Source organism: Streptomyces sp. NPDC091376 (genome assembly GCF_044757085.1).
Taxonomy (GTDB): domain Bacteria; phylum Actinomycetota; class Actinomycetes; order Streptomycetales; family Streptomycetaceae; genus Streptomyces; species Streptomyces pratisoli.
The window spans coordinates 230,822-244,263 of sequence record NZ_JBIVUF010000011.1; the positions used below are offsets into that span (position 1 = coordinate 230,822).

General features: G+C 71.9%; 14 protein-coding genes. 8 read left to right on the forward strand and 6 right to left on the reverse strand.

Annotated features, from left to right (window positions below):
• Window positions 1-4: 4 nt before the first annotated feature.
• Entirely contained in the window at window positions 5-451 is a 447-nt protein-coding gene (locus ACIQMR_RS24240) for a hypothetical protein (protein WP_401391050.1), read from the reverse strand.
• Between the two features lie 173 nt (window positions 452-624).
• Between ACIQMR_RS24240 and ACIQMR_RS24245 the strand changes: the two genes are divergently transcribed.
• Window positions 625-1,902, forward strand: a complete 1,278-nt coding sequence (locus tag ACIQMR_RS24245; RefSeq protein WP_401390846.1) for an ABC transporter substrate-binding protein — start codon at window positions 625-627, stop codon at window positions 1,900-1,902.
• 136 nt (window positions 1,903-2,038) lie between these two features.
• On the opposite strand, the gene ACIQMR_RS24250 is transcribed toward ACIQMR_RS24245, so the two are convergent.
• Both ACIQMR_RS24250 and ACIQMR_RS24255 read right to left on the reverse strand, forming a co-directional pair.
• Complete coding sequence (locus ACIQMR_RS24250; protein ID WP_401390848.1) at window positions 2,039-2,560, reverse strand: EF-hand domain-containing protein; 522 nt, start codon at window positions 2,558-2,560, stop codon at window positions 2,039-2,041.
• Window positions 2,561-2,598: 38 nt separating this feature from the next.
• A complete protein-coding gene (locus tag ACIQMR_RS24255; protein WP_401390851.1) occupies window positions 2,599-3,000 on the reverse strand; it encodes an STAS domain-containing protein in 402 nt (133 codons plus the stop codon).
• Window positions 3,001-3,268: 268 nt separating this feature from the next.
• On the opposite strand from ACIQMR_RS24255, the gene ACIQMR_RS24260 reads away from it, so the two are divergent.
• Together ACIQMR_RS24260 and ACIQMR_RS24265 are read left to right on the forward strand one after the other, a co-directional pair.
• Window positions 3,269-3,850, forward strand: a complete 582-nt coding sequence (locus ACIQMR_RS24260; protein WP_401390855.1) for a sigma-70 family RNA polymerase sigma factor — start codon at window positions 3,269-3,271, stop codon at window positions 3,848-3,850.
• Window positions 3,847-5,091, forward strand: a complete 1,245-nt coding sequence (locus ACIQMR_RS24265; RefSeq protein ID WP_401390858.1) for a maleylpyruvate isomerase N-terminal domain-containing protein — start codon at window positions 3,847-3,849, stop codon at window positions 5,089-5,091. The genes ACIQMR_RS24260 and ACIQMR_RS24265 overlap by 4 nt, the downstream gene beginning before the upstream one ends.
• 64 nt (window positions 5,092-5,155) lie before the next feature.
• Here ACIQMR_RS24265 and ACIQMR_RS24270 read toward each other — a convergent pair whose 3' ends face one another.
• Together ACIQMR_RS24270 and ACIQMR_RS24275 are read right to left on the reverse strand one after the other, a co-directional pair.
• Complete coding sequence (locus tag ACIQMR_RS24270) at window positions 5,156-5,578, reverse strand: molybdopterin-binding protein (protein ID WP_401391053.1); 423 nt, start codon at window positions 5,576-5,578, stop codon at window positions 5,156-5,158.
• Between the two features lie 65 nt (window positions 5,579-5,643).
• The gene (locus ACIQMR_RS24275; protein ID WP_401390861.1) at window positions 5,644-7,164 is read right to left on the reverse strand and encodes a class I adenylate-forming enzyme family protein; all 1,521 of its coding nucleotides are present in this window, start codon (window positions 7,162-7,164) and stop codon (window positions 5,644-5,646) included.
• A gap of 131 nt (window positions 7,165-7,295) precedes the next feature.
• Here ACIQMR_RS24275 and ACIQMR_RS24280 point away from each other — a divergent pair, with 131 nt between their 5' ends.
• The 4 genes from ACIQMR_RS24280 to ACIQMR_RS24295 all read left to right on the forward strand — a co-directional run bounded on the left by ACIQMR_RS24280 (window position 7,296) and on the right by ACIQMR_RS24295 (window position 11,412).
• Entirely contained in the window at window positions 7,296-8,489 is a 1,194-nt protein-coding gene (locus ACIQMR_RS24280; RefSeq protein WP_266379240.1) for an amidohydrolase family protein, read from the forward strand.
• Window positions 8,489-9,622, forward strand: a complete 1,134-nt coding sequence (locus ACIQMR_RS24285; RefSeq protein ID WP_401390864.1) for an acyl-CoA dehydrogenase — start codon at window positions 8,489-8,491, stop codon at window positions 9,620-9,622. The genes ACIQMR_RS24280 and ACIQMR_RS24285 overlap by 1 nt, the downstream gene beginning before the upstream one ends.
• Window positions 9,623-9,628: 6 nt before the next feature.
• Entirely contained in the window at window positions 9,629-10,480 is an 852-nt protein-coding gene (locus tag ACIQMR_RS24290) for an acyl-CoA dehydrogenase family protein (protein ID WP_401390867.1), read from the forward strand.
• A gap of 446 nt (window positions 10,481-10,926) precedes the next feature.
• Window positions 10,927-11,412, forward strand: coding sequence for an ATP-binding protein (locus tag ACIQMR_RS24295; protein ID WP_401390870.1), 486 nt, complete (start codon window positions 10,927-10,929; stop codon window positions 11,410-11,412).
• Between the two features lie 55 nt (window positions 11,413-11,467).
• On the opposite strand, the gene ACIQMR_RS24300 is transcribed toward ACIQMR_RS24295, so the two are convergent.
• Window positions 11,468-12,394, reverse strand: coding sequence for a cyclase family protein (locus ACIQMR_RS24300; RefSeq protein WP_401390873.1), 927 nt, complete (start codon window positions 12,392-12,394; stop codon window positions 11,468-11,470).
• A gap of 85 nt (window positions 12,395-12,479) precedes the next feature.
• On the opposite strand from ACIQMR_RS24300, the gene ACIQMR_RS24305 reads away from it, so the two are divergent.
• The gene (locus tag ACIQMR_RS24305) at window positions 12,480-13,391 is read left to right on the forward strand and encodes an SDR family oxidoreductase (RefSeq protein WP_401390876.1); all 912 of its coding nucleotides are present in this window, start codon (window positions 12,480-12,482) and stop codon (window positions 13,389-13,391) included.
• The last annotated feature ends 51 nt before the right edge of the window (window positions 13,392-13,442 follow it).

Consider the following 13,442-nt stretch of genomic DNA (forward strand, 5'->3'; position numbering starts at 1 on the left):
TCCGTCAGGCGGACCGCGTCATGATCCGCAGTACCTCGAGGGTGCGCGGCGGCGTGTCCGGGTCCTCCCCGTCGTTCGCCGCCAGCTGTACGTGGGCCTCGCGCGCGGCCCGTACCGCCTCCGGCCATCCGTGGTGCTCCATGTAGGCCGAGACCGGTGCGTCCGCGCCCACCTGGTGCATGATCCTCAGCACCCGCAGGACGGCCACGTCGACGAGAGCGGCCTCACCCGAGTCGCGGAAGATCGTTCCCACGTACTTCTCGGCGGACCAGTTGTCCAGCCAGGTGTCCTCGACGAGCCGGTAGACGGCGTCGGTGATGTCGCCGTATCCCTCGTGGCCCGCCAGCCAGATCTCCTGGTGGAAGACGGGATCGGAAAACATGTGCAGCGCCGAGCGCACATTGCTGCGCCAGCGCCACCAGGGCATGTCGTTCAGGGGCATGTCGCCCATGGTGGAGGAGCGACCACCGCGGCGGGAAGACTTCATCGACGTTGCTTGCACGGCGTCGATCGTACGTTCCCCACATTTGGCGGATCTTCGCCCCCTGCAATTCACCTCGCCGTCACTCGTTGTTGAGCCAGGGCCATTCCAGCGTTACCCATGAGGCGGAATTGTGCAGGGACATGACCGGTTGGCGACGCTCCTCCACTCCCCGCCCCTACCGAACCGCGACCGTCCTCGCCGCGTGTATGGCGGCGGTCGGGGTCACGCTGGGCGGATGCGGCATGCTCCCCGGCGACTCGGGGGGCTCCCGCGGGCCGATCACGGTGATGACCTTCGCGCCCGACGAGACCCGCGCGACGAACATGCCCGGTATGCCCGCCATGGCCCAGGCGTACGCCAAGTACGTCAACGAGAAGGGCGGCATCGACGGCCACGAGCTGCGCGTCCTGACCTGCAACGAGCGCAACACGACCGCGGGTGCCGCGGCCTGCGCCCGGCGTGCGGTCAAGGAGGAGGTGGCCGCGGTCGTCGGCTCGTACAGCCAGAACGGCCGTGCCTTCATGGCGCCGCTGGAGGCCGCGGGCATCCCGTACATCGGCGGCTACGGCGTCTCCGAGGAAGAGTTCACCAGCTATCTCTCCTACCCCGTCAACGGCGGCCAGGCGGCGCTTCTCGCGGGCAACGGCCGGCAACTGGCGGCCGGCTGCCGCAAGGTGTCGCTCGTCCGGCCCGACACGGTCGCGGGCGACGACCTCCCGGTGCTGCTCAACACCGGGCTGCTGTCCGGCAAGGGTCGGCCGTCCACCGACGTCAAGGCCGCCGAGGACGCCTCCGAGTACCTGAAGGAGGCCGAGGAGGCGCGGGACGAGGCCGGCTCGGAGAAGGGCTGCGTCACGGCGGTGCTCGGCGAGCGCACGGCGAACTTCTTCGACTCCTTCCGCCGGCTGCCGGAGGACGAGAGCGACGTGCGGATCTCCTCCGTGCTGAGCTCCGTCGGCCAGCCGCTGATCGACAGGACGGGCGGTGCGGGCGGTCCCTTCGAGGGCGCCTACATGACCGGCTGGTACCCGGACGCGGGCGACGCCCGCTGGGGCACGATGCGGGAGGTGATCCGCAACCACGCGTTCGGGGACAACCGGATCGACCCGGCCGACGCGGGTGTGCAGACCACGTGGATCGCGTACACCGTGCTGACGAAGGTCATCGAGGCGCTGGACCGCGACTCGGTCACTCCCGGCGCGATCGCCCACGCGCTCGACACCGGTGTCCGCGTCGACACCGGCGGCCTCACCCCCGCTCTCCGCTGGCGCTTCGAGGACTTGCTGGGCGTCCCGGGCTTCCCCCGGGTCGTCAACCCCAAGGTGACGTTCCAGGTCGTCCGTGACGGCCGTCTGGTCGCCGAGCGGCCGGGCTTCGTCGACGTGGCCCGCACGATGTCGGATGCACCGTTGGCCTGACGGATGTCCCGGCGGCCCGACGGGAGGCCCGATGGCCCGGCGCCGGCTCCGGCGGCACGAGTGGCATGACAGGGGCCCCGGTCCCGCGCCGGGTGTTCTCACTCACAGCGCACGACCGGGGCCCGGAGATCGGGGTTCAGGGGGTGTCGGGCTCCCCGGTCACGTAGTACGCGGCGAACGCGGCGAGGATCTCGTCCTCGCTGATCCTGTCGTCGCCGTCCGCGTCCAGCGCGGCGGCCACCATCGCGCACCGCTCCGGCTCGACGCCCAGGACGCGGAGCACCCGCGCGGCGCCGGCCTGGGTGACCCCGGCTCCGTCCTCGTCGGCGATGGCGACGACCGCGTGGAGGAAGGGGCGGGCGATCTCCGCGAAGCGTCGGGGGTTGTCGCGCAGCCGCTTCACCGCGCCCGTGATGAATTCCTGGCGCGTGACCCGCTGGTCGCCGTCCACGTCGGCGATTCCCGCCATGCCCTGCCAGAACGCCTCCGCGCCCGAGTAGAGGGCCTGCCCCTTGTCGGAGCGGGCGGTCGTGCCGAATTCGGCGAGGAGCGTCGCGGCCGCCGTGCTGAAGTCCGCGCGATCGATGTAACCGTTGCCGTCCTGGTCGAACTCGGCGAATCGGTGGGCGATCTTGCGCTCGTATTCTGCGCTGTCCATGCGGGGAGCGTACGACGTCGGAGCCGTTCGTGCGCCCGTTACGCGGAGAGGGGCCTGGCCTCGTCCCCGGTCGCGGCGTCGGCGTCCTCGTACACCTCGAACAGCCGGCGCACTCCCAGGGCGGCCAGTACCCGGTTCACGTGCGAGCCGTCCTCGCCTCCGGGGCGGCCGGGGCCCGCCTCCTCGCCGCGGGCCGGCAGGACCAGTCTCAGCCGTCCGCGGCAGGAGCGCAGCAGCCTGCGCGACGCGATCAGCACGCCCACGCCGCTGGAGTCGCAGAAGACCACTTCGGAGAGGTCGAGCACCAGGTCGCGTCGGCCGGTGGCGACGGCGTCATGGACACGACGGCGTATTTCCGGGGAGCTGACCAGATCCAGTTCGCCCCGTATGTGGAGTATGGTCCAGGCGGCCTGCTCGGTCTGTTCCACCTTGAGCATCACGCGCGGCCCTCTCGTCGCAGCGGTCCCGATCCGGACGTGGTCGTCTCCCGACCCGGAAGTACCGGAACTTCTCGTTCCTTCCGCCGCTGCTGCCCCGCTCCACCGCGATGAAACCCCCTACCATCCCAGCGCTTCCCAGGGGTGCACTTGCCATAAAGGGGTGTGCGTTTCGGCCGCATCGCATGACATTCGAGTGGACGACGGGCAGGGTAGGCAGCAGACGGCACGCAGAGGTCGACGGGACGGGCAGAAGGCTGGGGGCCGCCGGATGGCGAAGGACACACCACCTCGCTGGGACCGCAGGATGCAGCAGCGGTTGGCGAGGGGCGAGGCCGCCGCGCTCGGTGAGCTGTACGACCGGTTCGCCTCGCTCGTGCACAGCCAGGCCCATCGTGTGCTGGACGACGACTCCGCGGCCGACCAGGTCACCCGTGAGGTGTTCGGCTATGTCTGGGAGAACCCGGACGCCTACGACCCCAAGGACGGCTCGATGCGCTCCTGGATGGCCCGGCTCACCAACCGCCAGGCCCTGCACCGGCTGCGCGAACAGGAGCGGGCGGCGGCCGCGGAGAGCGGCGAGGGCAGCGCGGAGGAGCTGGAGCAGAAGCTGCGCCGCGCCTCGGTCGCGGCCCGCGCCGACTACATCGTGACGTCGATGCCGGCGCCGCTGCGCGCCGCGCTGGAGCTGGCCTACCACCAGCGCCGGGACTACCGGCAGACCGCGGCCGATCTCGGGGTCACCGCGGACGAGGCCCGCCGCAGGCTGCGGCTCGGGCTGCAGCTGCTGTCCACGGCCAACACCCGCCCGCTCGACGGCTCGTCGCCGCCCGGACCCCGGCGCGGCCGGTGAACGGGCCGCAGGGCGGCGGCCACGGCCCGGAGGGGCCCGACGACGGGCCGGACGCCGCACCGCGCATACCCGGACCGCGTGCGGCGGGGGACGACCTCGCGCCGCCCGACGTGCTGCCGTCGCCGCCTCCCGTGCCCGCCGAGCCCGTGCCGCACGGCGTGCTGAAGTCGCTGCTCGGCGCCTGGGCGCTGGCCGCGTGCTCCGCGGAGGAGACGGCCGCCGTGGAGGACCACCTCACCGGGTGCGCACCCTGTGCGGAGGAGGCGCTGCGGCTGCGTGACGCGGTCGCGCTGCTGCACACCGACCGGGATCTCGACCTGGATCCGCTGCTGCGGTCCCGGGTCCTGGAGAACTGTCTGGGCCGGCGGCCCGCCCGTATCCCCGTGCCCGCCTGGGCGACCGCGTACGACGCGGAGACGGCCCGGCTCGACGCGCTGCTGCGGGACATCGGGGACTCGGAATGGCACGCGCCGGTACGGCTGAAGTGGTTCGCCGGCGAGGAGGCGGTCAACCGCAAGACCACGGTCGCCGGAGTGATCGGCCACCTCATGACCGTGGACGGGCTGGTCGCCTCGGCCCTCGGCCTGGACGATCCCGCGGGCTCCGACGCGCCGACGTCCCCGGCCGAGCGCACGGAACGCTACTGGCGCTCGGGCTACCGGCCGCCGACGCGGACGGTGCGCGAGCCCTGGCGACAGCAGAGCCATGCGCTCGTGCGGACCGTGTCGTTCGCCGGGCGTGGGGTGTCGGAGCTGTCGGTGTCGTACGGGGAGTTCGCGCTGCCGCTGCGGGACTCGATGCTCGACCGGGCCTTCGAGTGCTGGGTGCACGCGGACGACATCGCGAACGCGGTGGCCTATCCGTACGATCCGCCGAGCGCGTCCCATCTGCACCACATGATCGACCTTGCGGCCCGGCTGCTCCCCGCCGCACTGGCCGCCCGCCGCCGCGCGGGTCTCGCGGCCCCGGCCCGCCACCTGGTCACGGCGGGCTCGCCGGGCCGCACGCTCCACCTGGAGGTCGAGGGCGCGGGCGGCGGCAACTGGTACATCGCCCTGGACTCACCCGCGGCGGTCGGCGACCCCGACCACACCGTGGCCCAAGTCGCCCTCGACAGCGTCGAGTTCTGCCAGCTCGTGGCCGGGCACGTCCCACCGGCCGAAGCCGCCGCAGGTCAGGACGGCGACCGCGAGGCCATTCGCGACGTCCTCTCCGCGGCGGCGTCCCTCTCCCGTCTCTGACACGTCCCCGGGCCCGCGTGCGGCGCGCGGGGACGGCAGGGCCACCGGCTCCCGGGGGAGCGGCTCACGACGTGGAGAGCGAGATCTCCGTCGCCTTGATCAGGGCGACCACCGGACTTCCCGCCGCGAGGCCGAGTTCGTCCGCCGCCTCCTTGGTGATCGCGGAGGTCAGGGTGATGCCGCCCTCGATCGCGACCCGGACCACCGCCATCGCTGCGCCCGGGGTCACCGACGTCACCGCGCCGGGCAGCTGGTTGCGGATGCTGAGGCCGTCCACGGGTGCGGTGGCGAGCGCCACCTCGCTCGCCTTCATCAGGGCGTTCACCGTGCCGCCCGGGAAGATGCCCAGATCGGCGACGGCCTCGGCGGTCACGGCCGCGGTGAGTTCCCGGCCGCTGTCGAGGCGGATCTTCACCGTCGCCATGGCCGGTCCGGTGGAGACCGCGATCACGGTGCCGGACAGCTGGTTGCGGATGCTGAGGCTCATGGTCGTGCCGTTCGTGTCGGGGATGCCGGTCACGACGTGGGCACCGTTCCCGTCATGGGCGGCGTTCACGCCATGGATGTCGTGTCCGCCCCAGTGAACCGTTCGCGCAGCTTGTACTTGAGCACCTTGCGCAGTGTGTCGTTACGGGGCAGCTCGGCCACGACCTCCAGCTGTTCCGGCAGCTTGTGCACGGAGAGCCCCGCGCCCCGCAGGTACGCGGTGACCTCCTCCAGGGTCAACGGCGCCGCGCCCCGCGGCTGCTCGATCACCGCGCAGACCCGCTCCCCGCGCTCCGGGTCCGGCAGCCCGATCACCGCCGCGTCGCCGACGCCCGGGTGTTCGTGCAGCAGGTCCTCGATCTCCTTGGCGGAGATGTTCTCGCCCTTGCGGATGATGACGTCCTTCAGCCTGCCGGTCAGGACGAGATGACCGGAGGCGGTGAGATACCCCAGGTCCCCGGTGATGAGGAAGCCGTCGGCGTCGAAGACCGCCGCGGTCTGCTCCGGGTCCAGATAGCCCCGGCAGACGGCCTCGCCGCGCAGCCGCACCTCGCCGTCGACGATCCGTATCTCCATGCCCTCGGGCGGCCGCCCCTCCGTCGTCGCGAGGTTCTCGGGGGTGTCGTCCGGCGCGCCCATCGTGATCATGGGGACCTCGGTCATCCCGTAGCCGTGGGTGAGCTGTACGCCCATCTCCCGTACGACCGCGTGGTACAGCTCCGGTGGCTTCGCGGCCCCGCCGCCCGCGAGCAGCCGCAGCGTGGGGACCACCGGTTCGCCGGGCTGTTTGCGCTGCTCGGCGAGGAACATCGAGTAGAAGGCCGTCGATCCGCCCGCGGTCGTGACTCCGTGCCTGCGGTAGGCGTCCAGCGCCTGGGGCAGCGCGAACTTCTCGAAGAGGACCGCAGGGAAGCCGTACAGCAGCAGCATCACCAGATAGTCCGCGCCGCCGATGTGGGCGAAGGGGAACGCGATCGAGCCCACGTCGTCGGACGTGAGGCGCAGGGCGTGCGCCAGGCAGGATCCGCCGGCGATCAGCGAACGGTCCGTGTGCAGGACGCCCTTGGGGTCGGACGTGGTGCCGGAGGTCCAGTAGATCCAGCGCACCGAGGTGCCTTCGGAGGGTGGTGCGGGCAGTACGGACGGATCGCCCTCGGGCAGGTCGCCGTACGCCTGGAAGACGCCGCGTGCGCCGATCCGGTGCGCCATCTCCGCGTGGTCGTAGCCCCGCCAGAGGCCCGGTACGGCGAAGAACTCCGCCTTCGCGGCGTTCAGCGCGAAGCCCACCTCGCGCTCCCGGTAGAAGGGGATCACCGGGGACTGGACGGCGCCGAGCCTGGCCAGCGCCCCGGTCAGCAGGACGGTCTCGATACGGGTGGGCAGCTGCCAGGCCACGACCGTGCCGGGACGTACGCCGAGCCCGTACAGCCCGGCGGCGACCCGTTCGCACCGCGTCCGCAGCTCGCCGAAGCCGATGCTCCGGTCGTCCTGGATCAGCACGGTGCGGTCCGGGGTGAGCGCGGCGCGGCGGTCGATCAGCTCCCAGAGCGAGCGGGAGTCGCCCAGGGCGTGTGCGGTGTCGGTCACGGCCGTCCCCTCTGGCTGACGGATAGTCAGATCGTGCCGAGAGCGTAGGCCCGGTCGCCTTGTCGGTCCAGGGGTGCGGGGCTAGCCTGCTATCTGACGAACCGTCAGAACGTGAGACAACGGAGGGCCCGATGGAACGGGAACTGCCTCGGATCATCAGCGTCGACGACCATGTGATCGAGCCCGCGCATCTCTTCGACACCTGGCTCCCGGCGAAATACCGCGACCGCGGGCCCCAGCCGCTCACCGCCGGCATCGGCGAGCTCGCCTACGTCGGCGGCAAGTACCAGATCACGATGGACCCGGACGGACCGCCGACCGACTGGTGGATCTACGAGGACCTGAAGTTCCCGTACAAGCGCAACATCGCCGCCGTCGGCTTCGACCGCGACGACATGACGCTGGAGGGCATCACCCGGGCCGAGATGCGGCGCGGCTGCTGGGACCCCAAGGCCAGGCTGGAGGACATGGACCTCAACCATGTCGAGGCCTCCCTCTGCTTCCCCACCTTCCCCCGCTTCTGCGGCCAGACCTTCGCCGAGGCCAAGGACATGGAGGTGGCGCTCGCCTGCGTGCGCGCCTACAACGACTGGATGGTGGAGGAGTGGTGCGGCGACAGCGGCGGCCGGCTCATCCCGCTCTGCATCATCCCGCTCTGGGACATCGATCTCGCGGTCGCCGAGATCCGGCGGAACGCGGCACGTGGCGTGAAGGCCGTCACCTTCTCCGAGATCCCGACCCACCTGGGGCTGCCGTCGATCCACTCCGGCTACTGGGACCCGTTCTTCGCGGTCTGCCAGGAGACCGGGACGGTCGTCAACATGCACATCGGGTCGTCCTCGCAGATGCCCGCCGCCTCGCCCGACGCGCCGCCCGCCGTCCAGGCGTCGCTGTCCTTCAACAACGCCATGGCCTCGATGATGGACTTCCTCTTCAGCGGGGTGCTGGTGAAGTTCCCGGCGCTCAAGCTCGCCTACAGCGAGGGCCAGATGGGCTGGATCCCGTACGCGCTGGAGCGGGCGGACGACGTGTGGGAGGAGCACCGGGCCTGGGGCGGGGTGCGGGACCTCGTCCCCGAGCCGCCGTCCACGTACTACTACCGGCAGATCTTCTGCTGCTTCTTCCGCGACAAGCACGGCGTCGCCTCGCTCGACGTGGTGGGCCGGGACAACGCCACCTTCGAGACCGACTATCCGCACGTCGACTCGACCTTCCCGCACACCAAGGAAGTCGCCCTCGACCATGTGAAGGACCTCGACGACGAGACCGTCCACAAGCTGATGCGCGGCAACGCGATCCGCATGCTCGACCTGGACCTCACGTAGTGGACCTGACGTACACCGAGGAGGAGGAAGCCTTCAGGGCCCGGCTGCGGGACTGGCTGACCGCGGCCCTGCCCGGGCTGCCGCCGAGACCCTCGCCGCAGGACTGGCCGGGACGGCGCGCCTACGACACCGCCTGGCAGCGGGCGCTCTTCGAGGCCGGATACGCGGACGTGCACTGGGACGCGTCCCCGACCCGGCGGCTGATCTTCCTGGAGGAGACGGAGAAGGCCGGAGCGCCCTATGTCGGGGCGAACTTCGTGGGGCTGCTCCACGCCGGCCCGACCGTCGCCGCCGAGGGGACGACGGAGCAGCGGGCGCGCTGGCTCACGCCGATACTGCGCGGTGACGAGATCTGGTGCCAGGGCTTCAGCGAGCCGGGGGCGGGCTCCGACCTGGCGTCGCTGCGCACCAGGGCCGTCCGGGACGGCGACTCCTACGTGGTGACCGGCTCGAAGATCTGGACCTCGCACGCGGAGGTCGCCGACTGGTGCGAGCTGCTGGTCCGCACCGACCCGGAGGCGCCCAAGCACCGGGGGATCACCTGGCTGGCGATGCCGATGGACGCGCCGGGCATCACCGTACGGCCGCTGCGCACCCTCGCCGGATCGACCGAGTTCGCCGAGGTCTTCCTCGACGAGGTGCGGGTGCCGGCCGCGAACCGGGTGGGGGAGGAGAACGACGGCTGGCGGGTCACCATGGTGACCCTGTCCTTCGAGCGCGGTACGGCCTTCGTCGGCGAAGTCGTCGCCTGCCGCCGCACCCTCGCCGAGCTGGCCCGTACGGCACGGAAGAACGGCCGCTGGGACGACGCGGTCCTGCGGCGCCGGCTGGGCAGGCTGCACGCGGAGTTCACCGCCCTGTGGCGGCTCACGCAGTGGAACGTCAGCGAGGCGGAGGCCACGGGCGGCGTCCCCGGCACCGGCGGCTCGGTCTTCAAGCTCCGCTACTCGCACGCCCGCCAGGAGCTGTACGACACGGCCGCCGAGGTGCTCGGCCCGGACGCGCTCGATCTGTCCCGGGAGTGGACCCTCGACCGGCTCTCGTCCCTGTCGTACACGATCGCCGCCGGCACCTCCCAGATCCAGCGCAACATCGTCGCCGAGCGGATCCTCGGCCTGCCGAAGGAACGGTGACCGGCCGTGCACTTCCAACCGACCGAGGACCAGCGCGCGTTGCGCACGGGTGTACGGGAGCTGCTGGAGGCACGCTTCGGCCGCGAGGCCCTGCGGGCCTCGGGTGCCCGCCTGGACCGGGAGCTGTGGCGGGAACTCGGGGAGGCCGGGTTCTTCGCGCTGCGGCTGCCGGAGTCGGAGGGCGGCGTCGGGCTCGGACTGCCGGAGGCCGTGCTGGCCTTCGAGGAGGCGGGGCGGGTGCTGCTGCCGGGGCCGCTCGTGGCCACGCATCTCGCCGCGGGGACCGTGGCGGGCGCGGCGACCGGGGAGAGTGTCGTGACCCGGGTCGACGGCGGGCTCGTGGCCTGGCTGGAGGAGGCCGACGTGGTGCTGGGGGACGCTGCGGACGCGGTGCCCGTACGGTCGGTCGACCCGCTCACGCCGCTGCACCGGGTCGCCGCCGGCGAACGCCCCGGCCCGGAGGCCGTTCTGCTCACCGCCGCCGAGCAGCTGGGTTCGGCCGCCCGCACCACCGAGCTGGCCGTGCGGTACGCGAAGGAACGCGAGCAGTTCGGCCGGCCCATCGGCGGCTTCCAGGCGGTCAAACACCTCTGCGCACAGATGCTGGTACGCACCGAACTGGCCCGCGCGGCCGTGTACGCCGCCGCCGTGACCGGCGACCCCGTCGAGACCGCGGGCGCCAAGCTCCTCGCCGACGAGGCCGCCGCCCAGGGCGCCCGGGACTGCCTGCAGGTGTACGGCGGCATGGGGTTCACCTGGGAGGCCGATGTGCATCTGCACCTCAAACGGGCCTGGGTGCGCGCCGAGCTGGGGCAGCCGGCCGCGCAGGCCGAGGAACTGCTGGCCGCCGCGCTCTGAGGAACCCGTGGAACGCATGGGAGCCCCGGAGGAGACGCCGTGTGAGACGCCGTGGGAGATGCCCGTGAAGATCCCCCGCCGGAGATCACTGTGCGTCGATATCGGGTTGTGTCCTTCGCCGGGGTCGTCACGGCCCGGAGTCGGGTCCGCCCTCCGGTACGCTCCGTCGAGTGCGAGATGCGTGCTGCCCCGGGGTGCGAACCCCGAACCTCCGGCCCGGTCCAGACGTGGCCGCCGGAGAAGAATGCGCCGCTCGCACAGGGTGTTCGACTTTCCGCAACGAGCGCCGCACAGTATGCACCACGGGTACTCCTTCGCGCTGGAATATGCCCGAAGCGCTTGTTGCGGTGACTGTACGTCAACCATGCTGTGTCACAAGGAAATCACGTTCCGTGATTGCTGTGAGGCGCGAGGCGATGTGTCCGCCGGTTCGGATGGTGTGAGCGGTGCAGGTGCTTCAGGTTCAGTTGGAAGTCGGGCCGGATCCCGCGGAGGTGGGACGGGCCCGTAGGTGGGCCCGTTCACGGCTCGCCGGGTCGGGGATAGGGGACGACGAGCCGCTGGCCGAGACGCTGGTGCTGCTCATCTCCGAACTGGTCACCAACGCGGTGGTCCACACCGGGTGTCCGGCCGTGCTGCGGATGCTCTTCGGGGCGGGTGCGGCGGAGGCGGGCACGGTCCGGGTCGAGGTCGCGGACACCTGCGCGCGGCCTCCGCGGCCGCGCCACGCGGACGGCGACGACACCAACGGCCGCGGTCTCGAACTGGTCGACGGGCTCGCCGACCGCTGGGGCTGGAGACCCGAGGGCGCCGGAAAGAGCATCTGGTGCGAGGTGGACCGCTGCGTGGCGCCCCGGTCGCCGGCGCCGGGCGGCGTCGCCGTCGGCCCGGGTGTGCCGGCGGCCATGGTGCCCGGCGCGTACTCGGCCTGAATCCGGGCGCGTACTCGGCCTCAGGTCCGGCGCGTTGCCCGGTGCCGACCCGGCGCTAGAGCACCGCCACCGGTGCGACCGGTGTCCCCGTGCCGCCCACGAACGGCTCGGGGGTCGCCGAGAGGAGGAAGGCGTACCGGCCCTCCTGTGCGCAGGCGGTGGACAGGTCCTCCAGGTTCCAGTTCTGGCCCTGCAGCATGCCCATCTCCACCAGGTCCAGCGCGTGCACCGGCAGCCAGAGGTCCTCGATCTCCGGCGGGAAGATCTCGAAGGTGAGGGTGTCGTTGGCCACGGCGGCGGCGTCGCGGGCGTGGAACCACTCGGGCGTACGGATCGAGAGCCCGGGCGAGGGATAGGCGTACGCGTGCTTGTCGCCGCCGAGATACACCTGGATCTGCCCGGTCCTGACGAGGACGACGTCCCCGGAGCGCACCCGTACGCCCCCGAACTCCTCCGCCTCCGAGAGGTCTTCCGGCGTGACGGCGTGGTCGCCGGGCAGCCGGTCCACGCCCTTGGCGCGGGCCACGTCGAGCAGCACGCCGCGCGAGACGAGGGTGCGTACGGTGTCGATGCCGCTGAAGCGGGCGCCGGTGTGGGCCGTGATGGTGTCCGCCGGGCGGCCGTTGTAGATCCTTCCCGAGTGGGAGGCGTGGGTGAGCGCGTCCCAGTGCGTGGCCGACTGCAGTCCCAGGGTCACGGCGTCGTCGCTGGTCGCGACCGTGCCCGGGCCGAACAGCTCCTGATTGATCTGGACCATGGTGTGCAGCGGGTTCACCCGGCCCGGGATCATCCCGGTCTGGACGCCGTCCTGCTGGAGCGGGAGGGCGAGCGGCACGCGGCGGCCGGCCCTCACCTGCGCCGCCGCCTCCCGCACCACCCGGTCCGTGATCAGGTTCAGCGTCCCGATCTCGTCGTCGGCGCCCCAACGGCCCCAGTTGTTCACGCGCTTGGCGATCTCGTGGAACTCCTCCGGCAGTGACATCGGGCCCTCCCCGGGGCTTGTGCTGAGGTGTCTGGCGGCCCATAAAATCTAACGGTCCGTCAGAAATCGCGGGAAGGGGCCGGACGTGGGGAACTTCTTGGCAGGCAGGACCGTCGCCGTGACCGGCGCCGGGCGCGGCATCGGACGCGCGGTGGCCCTCGCCTGCGCCGCCGAGGGCGCGAAGGTCGTCGTCAACGACTACGGCGTCTCCGTCGAGGGCGGTGAACCCGCCTCCGAGGTCGCCGAGGCGGTCGTGAAGGAGATCGTGGCGGCGGGCGGCGACGCGGTCGCCGTCGCCGACGACATCTCGACGATGGCGGGCGGCCAGCGGGTCGTCGACACGGCGCTCGCGCGGTACGGGCGGATCGACGGGGTCGTCTGCGTCGCGGGCATCCTGCGCGAACGCATGCTGTTCAACATGACCGAGGAGGAGTGGGACCCGGTCGTCGCCACCCACCTGAAGGGCACGTTCACCGTCTTCCGCGCCGCCTCCGCCGTGATGCGCAAGCAGGGCGGCGGGACGCTGATCGGCTTCACCAGCGGCAACCACCAGGGCTCGGTCGCCCAGGCCAACTACTCGGCGGCGAAGGGCGGCATCATCTCGCTGGTGCGCAGCGCGGCGCTCGGACTGCACAAGTACGGGGTGACGGCGAACGCGGTCGCGCCCGTGGCCCGTACCCGCATGTCCGCGAACGTGCCGATGGAGCTGAAGGAGATCGGCGAGCCCGAGGACGTCGCGGCTCTCGTCGTCTACCTCCTCTCCGACCGCGCCCGCGCCGAGAACATCACCGGCCAGGTCTACACGATCGCCGGCCCCAAGATCGCGGTGTGGGCCCAGCCGCGGGAACTGCGCGCGGGGTACGCGGACGGCGCGTGGACTCCCGAGAAGATCGCGGACTTCCTCCCGGGGACGGTGGGCACCGACCCGATGCCGATGCTGGCGCAGCTGGAGGCGATGGCCGAGGCCGCGGCGTCGGGCGCACGGCCGAACCGGTAGCGGCCGCCCGCGACGGACGCGGGTGCGGGAAGGGCCGGGGCGGGGCGGAGC